The organism is Methylobacterium sp. 1030 (assembly GCF_040544715.1).
GTDB lineage: Bacteria > Pseudomonadota > Alphaproteobacteria > Rhizobiales > Beijerinckiaceae > Methylobacterium.
In genome coordinates this window covers 1-14,919 of record NZ_JBEPKM010000009.1, presented here as the reverse complement: position 1 = coordinate 14,919, position 14,919 = coordinate 1, and the positions used below count along the sequence as shown (strand labels likewise).

At 72.2% G+C, this 14,919-nt stretch carries 16 protein-coding genes; 6 read left to right on the top strand and 10 right to left on the bottom strand.

Going from position 1 to position 14,919, the window contains the following annotated elements:
• Positions 1-69 precede the first annotated feature (69 nt).
• Positions 70-300, top strand: coding sequence for a hypothetical protein (locus ABIC30_RS14285; protein WP_020092738.1), 231 nt, complete (start codon positions 70-72; stop codon positions 298-300).
• Positions 301-572: 272 nt separating this feature from the next.
• The gene (locus tag ABIC30_RS14280) at positions 573-983 is read left to right on the top strand and encodes a PilZ domain-containing protein (RefSeq protein ID WP_020092739.1); all 411 of its coding nucleotides are present in this window, start codon (positions 573-575) and stop codon (positions 981-983) included.
• Between the two features lie 16 nt (positions 984-999).
• Here ABIC30_RS14280 and ABIC30_RS14275 read toward each other — a convergent pair whose 3' ends face one another.
• Entirely contained in the window at positions 1,000-1,437 is a 438-nt protein-coding gene (locus tag ABIC30_RS14275; RefSeq protein WP_020092740.1) for an HIT family protein, read from the bottom strand.
• Between the two features lie 161 nt (positions 1,438-1,598).
• On the opposite strand from ABIC30_RS14275, the gene ABIC30_RS14270 reads away from it, so the two are divergent.
• On the top strand, positions 1,599-2,558 hold the full coding sequence (locus tag ABIC30_RS14270; protein ID WP_020092741.1) for a cation diffusion facilitator family transporter: 960 nt from the start codon (positions 1,599-1,601) through the stop codon (positions 2,556-2,558).
• 34 nt (positions 2,559-2,592) lie between these two features.
• Here ABIC30_RS14270 and ABIC30_RS14265 read toward each other — a convergent pair whose 3' ends face one another.
• The gene (locus ABIC30_RS14265) at positions 2,593-3,552 is read right to left on the bottom strand and encodes a LysR family transcriptional regulator (protein ID WP_234081254.1); all 960 of its coding nucleotides are present in this window, start codon (positions 3,550-3,552) and stop codon (positions 2,593-2,595) included.
• Positions 3,553-3,659: 107 nt separating this feature from the next.
• On the opposite strand from ABIC30_RS14265, the gene ABIC30_RS14260 reads away from it, so the two are divergent.
• Positions 3,660-4,382 carry an SDR family oxidoreductase gene (locus ABIC30_RS14260; RefSeq protein WP_020092743.1) on the top strand — a complete coding sequence of 241 codons (723 nt, stop codon included), beginning with the start codon at positions 3,660-3,662 and terminating at the stop codon, positions 4,380-4,382.
• 53 nt (positions 4,383-4,435) lie between these two features.
• Positions 4,436-4,834 carry a nuclear transport factor 2 family protein gene (locus tag ABIC30_RS14255; protein WP_020092744.1) on the top strand — a complete coding sequence of 133 codons (399 nt, stop codon included), beginning with the start codon at positions 4,436-4,438 and terminating at the stop codon, positions 4,832-4,834.
• Between the two features lie 27 nt (positions 4,835-4,861).
• Here ABIC30_RS14255 and ABIC30_RS14250 read toward each other — a convergent pair whose 3' ends face one another.
• The 7 genes from ABIC30_RS14250 to ABIC30_RS14220 all read right to left on the bottom strand — a co-directional run bounded on the left by ABIC30_RS14250 (position 4,862) and on the right by ABIC30_RS14220 (position 12,795).
• Positions 4,862-5,716, bottom strand: coding sequence for an SDR family oxidoreductase (locus tag ABIC30_RS14250; protein WP_020092745.1), 855 nt, complete (start codon positions 5,714-5,716; stop codon positions 4,862-4,864).
• 10 nt (positions 5,717-5,726) lie between these two features.
• The gene (locus ABIC30_RS14245; protein WP_010685332.1) at positions 5,727-5,906 is read right to left on the bottom strand and encodes a DUF1328 domain-containing protein; all 180 of its coding nucleotides are present in this window, start codon (positions 5,904-5,906) and stop codon (positions 5,727-5,729) included.
• Positions 5,907-6,042: 136 nt separating this feature from the next.
• Positions 6,043-7,422: a chloride channel protein gene (locus ABIC30_RS14240; protein ID WP_020092746.1), complete on the bottom strand. Its 1,380-nt coding sequence runs from the start codon at positions 7,420-7,422 to the stop codon at positions 6,043-6,045.
• A gap of 119 nt (positions 7,423-7,541) precedes the next feature.
• Positions 7,542-7,859: a GCG_CRPN prefix-to-repeats domain-containing protein gene (locus tag ABIC30_RS14235; RefSeq protein ID WP_081636466.1), complete on the bottom strand. Its 318-nt coding sequence runs from the start codon at positions 7,857-7,859 to the stop codon at positions 7,542-7,544.
• Between the two features lie 268 nt (positions 7,860-8,127).
• Positions 8,128-9,516: a deoxyribodipyrimidine photo-lyase gene (locus tag ABIC30_RS14230; protein WP_020092747.1), complete on the bottom strand. Its 1,389-nt coding sequence runs from the start codon at positions 9,514-9,516 to the stop codon at positions 8,128-8,130.
• A 596-nt stretch (positions 9,517-10,112) separates the two neighbouring features.
• Positions 10,113-11,525 (bottom strand): phosphatase PAP2 family protein, encoded by a 1,413-nt coding sequence (locus ABIC30_RS14225; protein WP_020092748.1) that lies wholly within the window; start codon positions 11,523-11,525, stop codon positions 10,113-10,115.
• 136 nt (positions 11,526-11,661) lie between these two features.
• On the bottom strand, positions 11,662-12,795 hold the full coding sequence (locus ABIC30_RS14220) for a TRAP transporter substrate-binding protein (protein WP_234081260.1): 1,134 nt from the start codon (positions 12,793-12,795) through the stop codon (positions 11,662-11,664).
• Between the two features lie 147 nt (positions 12,796-12,942).
• On the opposite strand from ABIC30_RS14220, the gene ABIC30_RS14215 reads away from it, so the two are divergent.
• On the top strand, positions 12,943-13,512 hold the full coding sequence (locus tag ABIC30_RS14215; RefSeq protein WP_020092750.1) for a tyrosine phosphatase family protein: 570 nt from the start codon (positions 12,943-12,945) through the stop codon (positions 13,510-13,512).
• A gap of 24 nt (positions 13,513-13,536) precedes the next feature.
• Here ABIC30_RS14215 and ABIC30_RS14210 read toward each other — a convergent pair whose 3' ends face one another.
• Positions 13,537-14,673: a branched-chain amino acid ABC transporter substrate-binding protein gene (locus tag ABIC30_RS14210; protein WP_026604861.1), complete on the bottom strand. Its 1,137-nt coding sequence runs from the start codon at positions 14,671-14,673 to the stop codon at positions 13,537-13,539.
• Positions 14,674-14,919 lie beyond the last annotated feature (246 nt).

Below are 14,919 nucleotides of genomic sequence, written 5' to 3'. Positions count from 1 at the left end.
GATTCTTCGCAATGCGAAATCTTGTATTGGGAAAATTGGCTTCGAGGGCGGCCAGGCGGAGGACTTCGGATGCGAAGCTACAACCTGTTCCAGCTCAAAGGCGAGGAGGGCCTCTGCTGCGCGGTGCCGGAGGCCAGCACGGTCCCGCCCTTCATCGGCGCGGGTCGCTGGACCTTCGGCGGCAAGCTGGGCGACGGCGGCCGGCAGCCCCTCGACTTCGACGGGCGGGCCGCCGACACCGCGGTGCGCTTCAACGGCTTCTACCTGTTCCAGACCGTGGACCGGCGCTTTATCGCCTGAGCGGGCCCCGTCCGTCACGGCGAGCAGGCCGGCGTCGGGACGATCGGCGCGGCGCTGCCGGGTCGCCGCTCCGGCCACGGAACGACGAACCGAAGTCGTCGCGGGTAAATTGGACCGGCCCGGGGCGCGGACTCGCTCTTCCGGAGCCTTGGCGGCAGCACGTTACCGGTATCGAGCCCTATAGCGGGCCTCGACTCGGCGATCGCGACCAAGATTCCTTAAGGGCTCGCGTGCAGGTTTCGCGGAACCGTCAGCTGTCCGGAGCCGCCCGCATGTCGGAGCATCGCAGAGAGGCGCGCCAGAGGGTCTTCCTCAAGGGCCGCATCGTCTTCAACAACGGGTCGTCGAGCCTCGACTGCCTGGTGCGCGACATGTCCCCCACCGGCGCGCGCCTCGTGATGAGCGAGGCCACCACGCTTCCGGACGCGTTCGATCTCTACATCCCGCAGAAGGACCGGACCTACCGGGCCACCCTGCGCTGGCGCCGGGAGGACGGAATCGGCGTGACCTTCGAGGCGCCGGCCCGGGCCGGCACCGCGCCCGCTTCGCCCGATCCGGCCGCGACGGACGCCTCCGTGACCCTGCTGCTGAAGCGCATCAGCGAGCTCGAGACCGAGAACGCCGCCCTGCGCCGGCTGCTCGCCAGCATGGCCCAGTCGGGCGACTCGGCGAGCGCGGCCTGATCCTCAGGCCTGGGCGTCAGGCCTGAGCCTCGAGCGCCGCGCGGATGCGGGCGGCGTGCTCGGCGAGGACCCCGCTATCGGCCATCCCGCCCTCGTGGCGCTTCAGCGGCACGCCCTCGCGCCGCGGGATGACGTGGACGTGCAGGTGGAAGACGGTCTGGCCGCCGGCCGGCTCGTTGAACTGGAACACGGTCAGACCCTCGGCCCGGAACGCCGCCTTCACGGCGCGGGCGACCTTCTGGACGCTCGCCATCAGGGCGCCGAGCGAGTCCGGGTCGGCGTCGAGCAGGCCCCGGGCCGGCGCCTTCGGGATCACCAGCGTGTGGCCCTCGCCCTGGGGCATCACGTCCATGAAGGCCAGGGTGTGGGCGTCCTCGTAGACGCGGTGGCAGGGGATCTCGCCCCGCAGGATCTTGGCGAAGATGTTGTCGGGATCGTAGCGGGCGTCGGCCATGCTGCCTCCGGGACTCCTTGAGCGGCCGCAGGTTGCACGGGGCACCGGCCCGCGTCCACACGGGAACAACCTGCGCGCCGCGACGCTTGCATCGCCGCGGCGGCGGCGCCGTGCCGGGGTCCGAGAGCCCGGTGTCCCCCAGACCGCGCAGGGAGTTCCGGATGGCGCACGAGAGCACGGGAGCGATCTACGCGGCGGCGGGCGCCAACCTCGCCATCGCGGCGGCGAAGTTCGTGGGCGGGGCGCTGACCGGCTCGACCGCCATGCTCGCCGAGGGCGTGCACTCGGTGGTCGACACGGCGAACCAGGTGCTGCTCCTCGTCGGCATGAAGCGGGCCGAGCGCCCGGCCGACGCCCGCCACCCGTTCGGCTACGGCCGCGAGATCTACTTCTACGCCTTCGTGGTCGCGCTGATGATCTTCCTCGGCGGCGGACTGTTCGCCGTCTACGAGGGGATCGAGCGGGTCCGCCATCCCGAGCCGGACGTCGATGCCGAGCTGTTCGGCTACCGCCTGCCCGGCCTCTGGGTGAACGTCGCGATCCTGGGCTTCGCCATCGCGGCGGAGGGTACGTCGTTCTTCGTTGCGATGCGCCAGTTCTGGGCCGAGAAGGGCAAGCACTCGGCCGTGCGGGCGATCCGGCGCAGCAAGGATCCGACCCTGTTCACCGTGCTCGCGGAGGACACCGCCGCCCTGATCGGCCTCCTGATCGCGCTCGCCGGCGTGGCCCTGTCACACCTCCTGGAGATGCCGAGCCTCGACGGCTGGGCGTCGGTCGGCATCGGCCTCGTGCTCATCGGCATGGCGGCGTTCCTGATGGTCGAGACCCACGGCCTGCTGATCGGCGAGGCGGCCGATCCCGAGGTCGTGGCGGCGATCGCGGAGCTGGTCCGCGGCGAGCCGGGCGTGGTCCACGTCAACGAGGTGCTGACCCAGCACCTCGGCCCGTCCGACATCCTGGTCAATCTCAGCATCGACATGACCGACGATCTCAGCGCCGGCGAGGTCGAGAGCCTCGTCACGCGCCTCGACCGGGCGCTGAAGGCGCGCAGCCCCGACGTGACCCGGGTCTTCATCGAGATCCAGCAGCAGGGCGACCACAAGGTCCGGGCGGCGGCCTGAGGGGTGCCGCCTCGCCGGCGCGCACGGACCTCTGTCAGGCGGCCGCACCGGGCGTCGGGGCCGGCGCGAGCACGCCGTCCCAGGGGACAGGCGACGGGAAGACCTCGTCGAGGAAAGCGAGGAACGCCCGCACGTTCGGGCTGCCGCGCCGGCTCTCCGGCCAGAGCGCCGTGAAGGCCGAGCGCTCGACCGCGAAGTCCTGCAGGATCGGGATGAGCGCGCCCCGCCCGACATGCGGTGCGGCGATGTAGGTCGGCGAGATGCCGATACCGCCACCGGCCACCAGCACCGCCGTCACCGCGTCGCTGAAATCCGCGACGATGCCGGTATCCGGCGTGATCTCGACCCTGCGGCCGCCCACGTGGAACGGCCAGCGCGGGGCCTGCCCCGTGCTCTGGAAGCGGAAGTTCACGCAGTCGTGGTGGACCAGATCGTCTGGATGCCGCGGCGTGCCGCGCCGCGTTAGATAGGCCGGGGCCGCGAAGGCGCAGACCCGGTGCGGCGCGAGGCGGCGCGAGACCAGCCGGGAATCCGCGAGGTCGCCGACCCGGATCGCGACGTCGATGCCCTCCTCGATCAGGTCCACGAAGCGGTCGCTCAGGCGCAGGTCGACCGACAGCTTCGGATGGCGCGCGCGGAAGCGCGGCAGGGCCGGCGCGAGCAGGTGGACGCCGACCGGGATCGACGCCGCCACCTTCAGGGTGCCGGCGGGCTCGGAGCGTGCCGCGACCGCCGCCTGCTCGATCGCCTCGGCCTCGCGGAGGAGCCGCAGCGCGCGCTCCTGCAGGTCGCGCCCCTCCGGCGTCAGGGTCAGCGAGCGGGTGGTCCGGGTGAAGAGGCTCACGCCGAGCCGCGCCTCCAGCCGCTGCACGCTCTTGCTCACCGCCGAGGGCGAGATGCCGAGGGAGCGGGCGGCCGCCGAGTAGCTGCCGAGGGAGGCGGAGCGGGCGAAGGCGACGATGCCCGTGAGCCGGTCGAGGCCGATCTGTTCCATGACGGCACGACTGAAGCGAAGAGCGGACCGATTATCAAGGAGGGGTCGCTGGCCCAATCTCCCGTCCATCGGCGCCGCGCTGGCGACGACCGGCCAGGTTTCCCGCCATGAGCAGCACCCTTCAGGATCGCACCGTCGTGGTCTTCGGTGGCACCTCGGGCATAGGCCTCGCGGCCGCCCGCCAGGCCAGGGCGGCGGGCGCGGAGGTCGTCGTCATCGGCCGCCAAGCGGCGGGCGCCGAGCGCGCCGCGGCGGAGAACGGCTTCGCCGGCTGGCGCGCCGCCGACGTGACGCGGCCCGAGACGATCGCGACCGCTCTGGCCGACATCCCCCGCGTCGACCACCTCGCGCTGCTGGCCGGGACCTTCGTGGCCGGCAGGGTCCTCGAGGCCGAGGTCGAGCACCTCGCGCGGGCCTTCGACGAGCGAATCTGGGCTGCCATTCATGCCCTGCGCGCCCTCGGCGGCCGGCTCGCCGGGGACGGCTCGGTCACCCTCATCTCCGGCGCCCTGGCGGACCGCCCGAGCGCGCAGGGGACCGCCGTGCTGGCGGCGGCGTCGGCCGCGATGGAGGCCTTCGCCCGCGGCCTCGCGCTCGAACTGGCACCGGTGCGGGTGAACGCGCTCTCGCCCGGCACCACCGACACCCCGCTCCTGGCCCGCACACTCGGCGCCCACCGCGACGCCTACGTGGCCGGGCTGACCGAGAGGCTGCCGCAGAGACGCCTCGGCACCGCCGAGGAGGCCGGTGCCGCCGTCGTCTTCCTGATGTGCAACGGCTTCATGAACGGCGAGACCCTGCACATCGACGGCGGCGGCCGCCTGATATGAGCCGCCGGCCGCCGCGCGGCACGCCCGACAACCCCCTTCGAAGGAGACGCGCGATGTCCGACGGCACGGAGGCCGCGCCGGCGGCAGAGCCCGACTACGACCGGCTGCTGCGCGCCAATCTCGCGCGGATCTTCAACGCGCGGGACGCCGGCGCGCGGGCGGCCGCCCTGGCCGAGCTCTACGTGGCCGAGCCGACCCTGTTCGAGCCGGACAACGTCGTGCGCGGGCGGGCCGCGATCGCCGCGGTCGCCGGGGCGCTCCTGGACCGGTTCGGGCCGACCTTCCGCTTCGTGCCCGTCGGCACGGCCGCCGGACACCACGGCGTGGGATCGCTGCGCTGGGAAGCCGGTCCGGCGGGCGGCCCGGTCGCGGTCACCGGGACGGACGTTGCCGAGATCGTGGACGGCAGGATCGCGCGACTCTGGGTGCTGCTCGACCCGCCGCCCCCCTGAGACCGCCGCCACCGAACGCTCCGATCTTCAGTCGCTCCGGCCCACCTGCCGGAGGCTCAGCGCCCAGAGCCGCTCCTGGACGGCCTCGTCGCGGCTCTCGGCCGAGGAGACCTTCGGCCGACCGTGGGAGAAGTATCGGCCCGTGACCCCGTCCAGGCCCGGGTCGCTGGCCACGTGGAGGGAGGTCCGCGCGCCCTTCTCGGGCGTGATCAGCAACGGCCGCATCAGCGCCCAGGCCGCGCCGAGCAGGCCGCCGGTGTTCTTGGCGAAGCCGGTATTGACCACCCCCGGATGGACGGCGTTCGCCGTGATGCCGCTGTCGCGCAGGCGCCGGGCGAGCGCGTAGGTGAACAGCACGTTGGCGAGCTTGGCCTGGGCATACGCGCCCATCGACCGGTAGCGCCGGGCGCCCTCGACGTCGTCGAAGTCGATGTGCCCCCGGTAATGGGCCGCCGATGCGACGTTGACGATCCGCGGCTTCCCGCCCGCCGCCGCCGCGTCCTTCAGCGTGTCGAGGAGTTCGAGGGTCAGGAGCACGTAGCCCAGATGGTCGAGCGCCCAGGTCCGCTCGATCCCGTCGACGGTCAGCGTGCGCCGGTCGAAGATCGCGCCGGCATTGTTCACCAGCACGTCGAGGCGCGGATAGGCCGCCCGCAGGATCCCGGCGAGCCGGCGGATCTCGGCCTGCGCGGACAGGTCCGCGCGGTGCGGCTCCACGGCGGCGCCGGGCACCGCGGCGCGGATCCTGTCGGCACAGGCCTGCAGCTTCCCGCTGTCCCGGCCGACCATGGCGACCCGCGCGCCGAGGCGCGCGAGACCGAGGGCCGTCTCGTAGCCGATGCCGCCGGTCGCCCCGGTGACGAGGCAGACCGCGCCGCGCACCGCGCCGGCCTCAGAACACCGCCTGGCCGACCGCGAAGGCAATGACCACGATCACGATGGCGATGAGCAGGAACAGGCCGAACAGGATTCGGGCCAGCGAGCCGGCGCCGGAGGCGATGCCGGTGAAGCCGAGACCGCCGGCGATCAGCGAGATCACGAAGCAGATGAGGGCCCATTTCAGAAGGGTCATGGCGTCACTCCGGCTGCGCCCCGGCGCGGGGCCTGATGCTGCTGCCTCAACCGACGCCAAGCGAGACTGTTCCGCGGATTCCGGACCGGTCCGCTTTTATTCTTACCCGCGTCCGGCCGCTCGGTCGGGGACGCGGTCAGCCGGTCTTCGCCACGGGCTGCGCCGGCACGTCGGCCCGTTCCAGCATGATCTCCGCCAGCGTGTGGTAGAGGCCGCCGCGGCAGATCGCCTTCGAGGCCGCGTCGGCCAGGAGCGCCGCGACCATCAGGGGGATCACCATCGCGTGGTTCTGGGTCATCTCGGTGACGATGACGAAGCTGGTGATCGGCGCCTGCAGCACGCCCGTCAGGTAGGCCACCATCCCGATCAGCACGACGGCGCCGACGGGCATGCCCGGCAGGAATCCGTGGACCGTGCCGCCGAGGCCGGCCCCGACCGCCAGGGACGGCGCGAACAGGCCGCCCGGGATACCGCTGATCGAGCTGAGCACGGTGGCGGCGAATTTCAGGGGCGCGTAGGTCCAGCCGGCCGTCGCGTCGCCGTGGAGGATGGCCTTGGCCTCCTCGTAGCCGGTCCCGTAGGCGGCGCCCCCGGAGGCGAGGCCGCACAGGGCGACGCACAGCCCGCAGGCCGCCGCGAAGATCACGGGCCGCTTCCGGATCATCCGTCCGGCCGCGCCCGGCAGGCCGCGGGCGAACAGGATGACGAGGCGGCTGAACAGGCCGCCCGCGAGGCCGCCGACCACGGCGATCAGCGGCACGATCCAGCTGGCCGCCAGCGGCAGGGCGGCGTCGGTCGTCCCGAAATAGGTATAGTTGCCGAGGAGCCCGAGCGAGGTCAGGCCCGCGGCCACGATCCCGGCCACGATCAGGCCGGAGGAGCGCGCCTCGTAGGCGCGTCCCAGCTCCTCGATGCCGAACACGATGCCGGCGAGGGGCGTGTTGAAGGCCGCAGCGACCCCGGCCGCGCCGCCCGCGAGGAGCAGCCCGGGCAGGCGCTCCGGGGTCAGGCGGCCGAAGGCGGCCATGATCGCGGCGCCGACCTGCACGGTCGGCCCCTCGCGGCCCGCGGAGGCGCCGCAGAACAGGCCCAGGAACAGGACCAGCACCTTGCCGAAGGCCACGCGCGGCGAGATCAGCGAGTAGCGGAAGCCGGTATCCCGGGCGTGGCGGGCGGCGATCACCTGCGGGATGCCCGAGCCCTGCGAGTTCGGGAAGACCGTGAGGGCGAGCAGCGCCGCGAGGGCGAAGCCCGCGGGCGTCAGCACCAGGGCGATGAGCGGCGACGGCGCGGTGAGCCGCCGGAACCCGTCCTGCGCGAGGTCGGCGCCCTTGGCCATCAGCACGGCGGCGAGGCCCACGCCGATGCCGCCCACGAGGAAGAGCAGCCGCCCGCGCCAGAGCGGATAGGCCTCCATCGAGGCCGACCGCAGGCGCATGATCGAGCGGCGGTAGCGCGACCGTTGCGGGGGCGGAGCATCCGTCGTGTCCCGCACCTCGTCCCGCTTCTCGACCATGAAAGAGCACCTCGTCCGCGCAGTGAGAGCGGACGCTATAGCGCAATGGTCAAGGAAAGGCCCCCTGCGCGGGACGGCCGAGGGCCGGCACCGGCGTGCCGGCCCCGCCGCTCAACCGATCACCACCTGTGGTGCCAGGCGGCCCGATGCCAGCCGCCGTGATGGTGCCAGCCCCAGGGGCGATGCCAGCCCGCGTGGCGCCAGCCCCACCGATGGTGCCAGCCCCAGGGACGGCCCCAGGGACGGCCCCAGCCGTAGGCCACCGGCCGGGCGTAGTAGACCGGGCGGTACGCGTAGGGGCGCCAGTTCGGCTTGCACCAGCCTGACCAGCCCCGGTGGAAGCCCGGGCCGCAGCCCTGGGCAGCCTCCGCCGTACCGGCCGTGGCGGCCAAGGTTCCGAGCGCGAGGAGTGCTGCGCCTGCCAGCTTCATCCGCATCGTCGTCCTCCGTTCAGTTTCGAGCAGCGCGATGATCCGGCCCCGGTCCGACCGAGTTGTCGCCGGATCATGTCCGGCCGTCCGCGACGGGCCGGAAGTGGGCTCGAAACATCCGAGGCCGGGGAAGCGTTTCTTCACGAACCTGTGCGCGCGAGACGACTGAGCCTCCGCGGAGACAAGCGTCGCAATACGCTGCCGCCCGGTCCGGTCATCGTGCGACGATTGCGAGGATACCGAAGCGCCCCAGCGGCCGCGCGGCCGTCCCGCCTCAGCCCTCGGCGGCGCAGAGCTTCTCCACCGCCCGCACATACGCCTTGGCGTCGAACTTCTTGAGCGAGTTCTCGCTCTGATAGCGGACCGTGCCGAAGATCTCGCGCCTCTGCCAGGGCCGGTCGTGCAGGCCGTACACCCAGGCGACGTTGGTGAAGGAGTTCGGATCGCGCCCGTCGAGGAAGTAGCGGTTGTTCAGGCGGAGCGTCCGCGCGAAGCCCTCCTCGGGCGACGGGGACCATTCGAGGATCTTCTTGCCCCAGTACATCCGCAGCTGGTTGTGCATGTAGCCGGTCTCGCGCATCTCGCGCATCGCGGCGTTCCAGTAGCGGTCGTGGGTCTCGCCGGCGGCGAGCTGCGCCTCCGAGTAGGCGTGGGGGCGCTCGTCCTTCGCGTGCTCGGCCAGGGTCTTGCGCGCCCAGTCCGGCACGGCCCTGTCGTAGGCGTCGTAGCCCTCCGTGTAGAAGACGTGGTTCATGGCGAGCTCGCGCCGGACGATCAGCTCCTCCAGGTAGGCGCCGCGGTCGTCGGCATCGCCGACCTTGGCCTCCCGCACCGCCAGGGCGATCTCCACCGGCGAGATCTGCCCGAAATGCAGGTAGGGGCTCATGTGCGAGGCGGCGGCCGCCTCCGGCATGTTGCGCCCCGCGCCGTAGCCCGAGAACCCGTCCTTCAGGAACGCCTTCAGGCGCTTGCGGGCCTGCGTCTCGCCGCCCGTGAAGCGCTTCACCGGGCCGACCTCCCGGTCGAGGGTCATCCCGGCGAGCACCGCCTCCGGATCGGAGACGTCGATCGCGCTCTTCAGCGTCAGGCGATCGGCCGCGCACTTCACCCGGCGGGGTTTCAGCGCCGCGAGGAACGGGTCCCACAGCCGGTTCAGCTTCGGCCTCAGCGTCCGGGCGGCGTACTCGTGCTTCGGCGAGGCCGTCTCGACGGGCACGACGACGTCGCCCTCGACCTGGACGATCCGCGTCTTCACCGACTTGGCGATCTCCCGGTACCAGCCCTTCTGGATCGCGAGGTAGCCGCGGTCGAGCACGAGGAGCGCGGCGTCCTCGGCGAGGGCGATGGCGATCTTGGCGGGCGAGCACTTGCGCATGACGAAGCCGATCCCGCGCTTCTCCAGGCCTGCCTTCGCGTCCGCGAGACCCTGGAGCAGGAAGGCGTAATGCCGGGCATTGGCCTCGGGAAAGCCGCTCGCGCCGTCCAGCAGGCCGAAGCAGGCGACGACCGGCAGATCGAGGCGGTTTCCCTCCTCGATGGCGAGTTCGAGAGCGGGATTGAACGTCGCCCGGTTGGCCTGCTGCAGGAGATACAGGACGTAGGCGCCGTCTTCGCGCGGCTCGACATCGTTGAGGATCCGGATCCGTTCGCCCTGGATCGCCATGCTCACCTGCTCCTTGCTTGGCGCGCCGCGCCGGAACCTTGGCCGGAGAAGGTAGAGCGGGCGGGATTTTCGTCCGTCCGGACCGGACGGATGAAAAGCCGCAGTCGAGGCGACGGGCCGAACTCCGGCGCCAGCCGCCAAAACCCCGCCTCATCAGGGACTTGCACGGCGATCGATCGGTCCCGCCCGCGACAATGCAGGTTTCGATCGCGCTCGACGGCCTGCGACATTTTCAACACAGGCGGGAAGTGACGCGTGCGCGAGCGCACGAAAGGACAGCCCTGCTGTCCTGATGCTCTTGAATTTTCCGTCGAGGAGCGCAGATTGTGCAGCGCGGGAAGGCGATGGCGTCGCCCTTCCGCAGCCCTTCTTGGGCGTTTCCTCCCTAGACTTCGGGCCGCTCCTTCGGGAGTGGCCTTTTTTCTGTCCGGAGCAGGCGCGGGCCCCGGTCCGGCCCTTCTACGGGCGCGTTGAGGGGCAGCGCGCTTCCCGCGCAGGCGGGGCGCCCGGGGCGCGACGGACCCCTCTCCGGCGGCTCTGCCTCTCTAGGACATCCGCGCCCGCCGGCGATCCGACAGGCCCTCGGCCACGGCGTGTCAGCGCGTCGCGCTGGACCCCGCCCGGCTCGCCGCCAGCGCGGCGGCCTTGCCGCCCGCCGTGTAGAGGTCGAGGCGCGCGTAGACGCCGAATTCCGAGCCGTCGTCGAGGAAACCGCCGCCCGGCCCCTGCGTCTCGGTGAGGATCGCGTTGGCCTCGTCGAGCGTCAGCGCCGGGAAGGCCGCGGTCAGCAGGTGGCCGGCCTCCGGCGCGATCTTGCCCACGTCCTCCCGCCGGCCGGCGGTGTCCGGATGCACCACGGGCAGGCCGTAGGTCTGGGTCGCCGCGTAGAAGGCGGCGTTGGCGGCCGCGTCCTTGAACCGGCCGCTATCCTTCGCCGCACAGGCCGCCACCGTGTCGCCGCAGCCGGCCTTCAGCGCCTCGGTCATCGCCGCGCGGGCCTCCGTCAGGAGCGCCCGGTAATCCGTCACGCCGACCGTCCTGTCGGCCTCGGCGGACGCCTTGTCGAGGACGGCCGGGTTCTTCCGGATCTGGCCGACATAGGCCGGATCGTTGGCGAGCAGGTGCGCGAGGGCGTGCAGCGAGGTCGCCCGGCCGCCCAGCACGTCCATGGCGTAGTGGGCGCCGACGATGATCCGGTCGTTGCCGTACTCGGCGGCGCGGGCGACCATCTGCTGGTAGCGCTCGGGCACGAGGAGCGCGAGCACCATGGACTCGGTGTAGCCGTAGGTGGTGTGCCCGCTCGGGTAGGACGGGCTGTTCACGAGGTCCTGCGAGGGGCCGCGCAGCCAGTCGAGGCTGTCGGACGCGTCACCGAAATAGTCCTTGCCGCGATACGAGAGGAGGCGTGGCAGGGTCTGGAACGGCCGCGAATTGCCGTAGCGGTCGGCGCCGGGGCTCCCGGCCGGCCGGTCGTAGGCCTTGCCGAAGACGTCGGTGACGGCGCCGTTCGACAGGATCGCGGCGGCCTCGTCCGAGACCGGATGCTTGCCGTTGGTCGTGGCGTTGGCGAAGAAGTACTTGCCGGAATTCGAATCCGACTTGGTCACGTTGTTGGTGTAGCCGATCAGGTTGGCGACCGCCGGCGCGATGCTGGTGAAGGTCTTGTAGTCGCTGTAGGTCGCCTTGGCGTAGTAGGCCTGGGCCAGCGTGGTGCCGAGGCCGTCGGCGAGGTTGGCGGCGTTGCCGTCGGTGATGAAGCAGTCCCGGAGGGCGAGCTGCTGCTGCTCGGGGAACGGCAGGAGCGTCGGCTGCTGCAGCGCGCCGCTCTGGATGTCGCCGGTGACCCGCAGGTTCGCGTCGAGCGCCGCCTTGCCGTCGGGCGTCGTCTGCAGCCGGGCCACCGGGACCAGCCCGCGCAGGGCCGACAGGTTGGCGGCCGACTGTGCGAAGGCCTGGAGGGGCAGCGCCGCCCCGAGCAGAGCCAATCCGACCCGCAGCGTCCCGAACATGCAGCCCTCCCCTCGCCGATGCCGTGCCGGACGCTAGAGCCGTTCCCGATCGCGTGGCAATCGGGCGCGGCCCCGACGTCCCCATCTTTGAAGCGCCCCCGGGGCGCCGCGCCGGCCTCCGGCGGCGGCGCGCGCCTCAGCCCCGCGCCCGGGCGCGGATCATGAAGTTGTCGTAGGTGTACTCTGCCACCTGGAACCAGAGGTACTCCTCGTTGCGGAAGGTCCGCATCGCCTCGTAGACGCGGCGGAAATCGGCGTTCTTGGCGGCGATCTCGGCGTAGACGTCATTGGCGTTCTTGAGGGCGGCCTCCATGACGTCCTGGGGGAACGGCCGCAGCTGCGCGCCCCCGGCCACCAGCCGGCGCAGGGCCTGCGGGTTGCGGGCGTCGTACTTGGCCTGGACGTCGGCGCCGACTTCGGCCGCCGCGGCCCGGAGGATCCCCTGGTAGGATTTCGGCAGCGCCTTCCACTTCTCGGCGTTGAACCAGAAGTGCAGCAGGGCGCCGCCCTCCCAGAAGCCGGGATAATGGTAGATCGGTGCGACCTTCTGCAGGCCGAGCCGCTCGTCGTCGTAGGGCCCGATCCACTCGGCGGCGTCGAGCTTCTTGCTCTCCAGGGCCGCGTAGATCTCCGGGCCCGGCACCGCCTGCGGCTGGACGCCGAACTTGGCGAGCACCTGGCCGCCCATGCCGCCGATCCGGAACTTCAGGCCCTGCAGGTCCGCGAGGGTCTTGATCTCGCGACGGAACCAGCCGCCCATCTGGGCGCCGGTGTTGCCGCCCGGCAGGCAGACCAGCCCGGCCTTGGCGAAGACCTCGGCGAAGAGTTCGGCGGCGCCGCCCGCCTGCCACCACGCGGCGGCGCCCCGGGCGTTCAGGCCGAAGGGCACCGCGGTGGCCAGCGCGAAGGTCGGATCCTTGGCCATGCCGAGGGTCGCAGGACCGTGTCCCATCTCGACAGTGCCGGCGGCCACGGCGTCGAGCAGGCCCTCGGCCGGGACCGGCTCGCCGGGGCCCTGGACCTGGATCTGGAAGCGCCCGTCGGTGGCCTCCGCGACGATCCGGCTGAGCGCCTCGGGGGCGCCGTACAGGATGTCGAGGGTCTTCGGGTAGGCGGAGGACAGGCGCCAGCGCAGCTCCGGGGCGGACTCGGCCCGGGCCGGCGCGGCGAGCGGCCCGGTCAGGGCCGCGGCGGCGCCGAGGCTGGCGGTCAGCACGCTGCGGCGCCGCGTCCCGGCCGCGGGGGATCGCGCGAGGTGAGGTTCGTCCAACGGCATCTCGTCCGAGCAGGTCCGACCCGTCCGGGCCGGATCGGGGGTCGCAGGTAGCACGTGCGTGCCGGTTCTCGAAAGCCGCGGGCGGCCCGGGCAGTTCCGTGGCGCCTCGAAACCGGACCGTGCCCGTGCTAGGCGCCCGGGATGCGAACCGAGCCAGCCGTCACCCTGCACACCGTCTGCGGCCTGGAGGAACTGGCCGGCCACGGCGCGCGCGGCGTGAGCCACGTCCTGTCGCTGCTCGATCCCGGCACGCCGGAGCCCGCGGCCTTCACCGCCTACGGCGCCCACGCCCGCACGACCCTCCGGTTCCACGACTGCCTCGGCCCGGGCGACGGTCTCGTCCCGCCCGAGCCGGAGCACGTCGCGGCGATCCTGGATTTCGGGCGGGCGCTCGACGGGGCCGGCCATCTCCTGGTCCACTGCCATTACGGCCTGTCGCGCTCCACGGCGGCGCTGCTGACCCTGTTCGCGCAGGCCGAGCCGGACGCGTCCGCCGCCGCCCTGGTGGAGCGGCTCCACGCCCTGCGCGAGCCGGCTTGGCCGAACGCGCGCATGATCGGCTACGCCGACGCGATGCTCGGGCGGGACGGGGAACTCAGCGCGGCGGTGCGGCGGCTGCACGCCCTGCAATTGCGGGTCCGCCCGCATCTGGCAGAGCTGCTGCGCGGCCTCGGCCGCGGCGCGGAGGTCGAGGCCGCAGAGACCTTGTGAGGTTGCCTGTGCGGGGTCCGCCCCTCACTTGCCGGCCGGCGTGAAGCTCCCGTCCTTCCACACGTAGAGCACGTAGCCCTGGGCGGTGACGTCGCCCTTAGCGTCGAAGCCGACGGTGCCGAGCACGAGATCGAAGCGCTCGGTGTGCAGCGCCTGCGCGATCGGCCTCGGCTCGGTGGAGTGGGCGAAGTTGCCGGCCGCCACCAGCGCCTGCATGGCCGCGTACCCGTAGATCGTCGAGCCCGTGGGATCGACGCCCTCGGCCTTGAAGGCCTTCACGACGGCCGCGGCGGCGGGCTGCCGGCTCGGGTCGAGGTAGAAGGTCATCAGCACGCCGTTGCTGGCCGATCCGGCGATCTTGGCGAAGTCCGGCGTGGCGATGGCCGAGGTACCGAACCATTGCGGCCGGAAGCCCCGGTCCGCCGCGATCTTCACGAGGCGGCCCATCTCGGCGGCGTCGCCGCCGTAGTAGACGACCTCGATCCCCGCGCCCTTGAGGCGGTCGACCAGGGCGGCGTCGTCGGCGTCGCTCGGCGAGAACGACAGGAACAGCGCCTCGTTCACGCCAATGCGGTTGAGGTTGTCCTTGGTGGCGGCGGCGAGGCTGCGCGCCGCCGGCGTCTGGTCCTGGATCAGCGCGATCTTCCGGTCGCGGAACCGCTCGGCCAGCACGGCGGCGGACAGGCGGGCTTGGTCGTCGTCGCGGCCGCAGACCCGGAAGATGTTCGGCAGCCCCCGGTCGGTGAGCCGGGCCGCCACCGAGGCCGCGGTGATCATCACCACCCCGTTCTGGGCGTAGATGTCGGAGGCCGCGATGGAGGCGTTGGAGCAGACATGGCCGACGACGAGACGGACGTTCGACCGGACGAAGTGGTTGGCCACCGCCATGGCGGTGTTCGAGTCGCAGGCATCATCCTGCACGTCCAGCGTGACGGGCTGGCCGTCGAGCCCGCCCATGGCGTTGGCGTCCCGGGCGGCGGCCTCGACGCCGCGCAGGACCTGCTCGCCGACCGCCACGTAGGGACCAGACCGCGGAACCGCGACGCCGACCACCACGTCGGCCACCGCTTGGGTGGCCGGGAGGAGCGCGAGACACAGGCTCAGGGCGATCAGTGCGGGCCGGAGCGGCCCGTGGGCGGGGACGAAACGTCCGATCTTCATCGGGCTCTTCTGGGCATCCTTGCGCGACACGTCGGCGCGACGGCGGATGCGGCTCCGTAGCCTCGATCCCGCCCCGCACCCAGTGCCCATACGCGAGGACGCGGCGAAACGCGATTTTTTTCCGCGGCGGTCCTGTCGACGACCCTGCGCCTACTTGGCGTAGGAATAGGCCAATGCGGCCGAGGAGACGGGTCCCGTGACGCCGCTGAAGGCGGTGAGGACCTTCTGGACCTCGGTGAAGGGGGC

Bases quoted from the DNA above. Each gene is read 5' to 3' on its own strand.
- ABIC30_RS14225 (WP_020092748.1), bottom strand. From the start codon at position 11,525: ATGTTCGGGACGCTGCGGGTCGGATTGGCTCTGCTCGGGGCGGCGCTG.
- ABIC30_RS14235 (WP_081636466.1), bottom strand. From the start codon at position 7,859: ATGCGGATGAAGCTGGCAGGCGCAGCACTCCTCGCGCTCGGAACCTTG.
- ABIC30_RS14280 (WP_020092739.1), top strand. From the start codon at position 573: ATGTCGGAGCATCGCAGAGAGGCGCGCCAGAGGGTCTTCCTCAAGGGC.
- ABIC30_RS14270 (WP_020092741.1), top strand. From the start codon at position 1,599: ATGGCGCACGAGAGCACGGGAGCGATCTACGCGGCGGCGGGCGCCAAC.
- ABIC30_RS14260 (WP_020092743.1), top strand. From the start codon at position 3,660: ATGAGCAGCACCCTTCAGGATCGCACCGTCGTGGTCTTCGGTGGCACC.
- ABIC30_RS14210 (WP_026604861.1), bottom strand. From the start codon at position 14,673: ATGAAGATCGGACGTTTCGTCCCCGCCCACGGGCCGCTCCGGCCCGCA.
- ABIC30_RS14255 (WP_020092744.1), top strand. From the start codon at position 4,436: ATGTCCGACGGCACGGAGGCCGCGCCGGCGGCAGAGCCCGACTACGAC.
- ABIC30_RS14245 (WP_010685332.1), bottom strand. From the start codon at position 5,906: ATGACCCTTCTGAAATGGGCCCTCATCTGCTTCGTGATCTCGCTGATC.
- ABIC30_RS14215 (WP_020092750.1), top strand. From the start codon at position 12,943: ATGCGAACCGAGCCAGCCGTCACCCTGCACACCGTCTGCGGCCTGGAG.
- ABIC30_RS14275 (WP_020092740.1), bottom strand. From the start codon at position 1,437: ATGGCCGACGCCCGCTACGATCCCGACAACATCTTCGCCAAGATCCTG.
- ABIC30_RS14285 (WP_020092738.1), top strand. From the start codon at position 70: ATGCGAAGCTACAACCTGTTCCAGCTCAAAGGCGAGGAGGGCCTCTGC.
- ABIC30_RS14230 (WP_020092747.1), bottom strand. From the start codon at position 9,516: ATGGCGATCCAGGGCGAACGGATCCGGATCCTCAACGATGTCGAGCCG.
- ABIC30_RS14265 (WP_234081254.1), bottom strand. From the start codon at position 3,552: ATGGAACAGATCGGCCTCGACCGGCTCACGGGCATCGTCGCCTTCGCC.
- ABIC30_RS14240 (WP_020092746.1), bottom strand. From the start codon at position 7,422: ATGGTCGAGAAGCGGGACGAGGTGCGGGACACGACGGATGCTCCGCCC.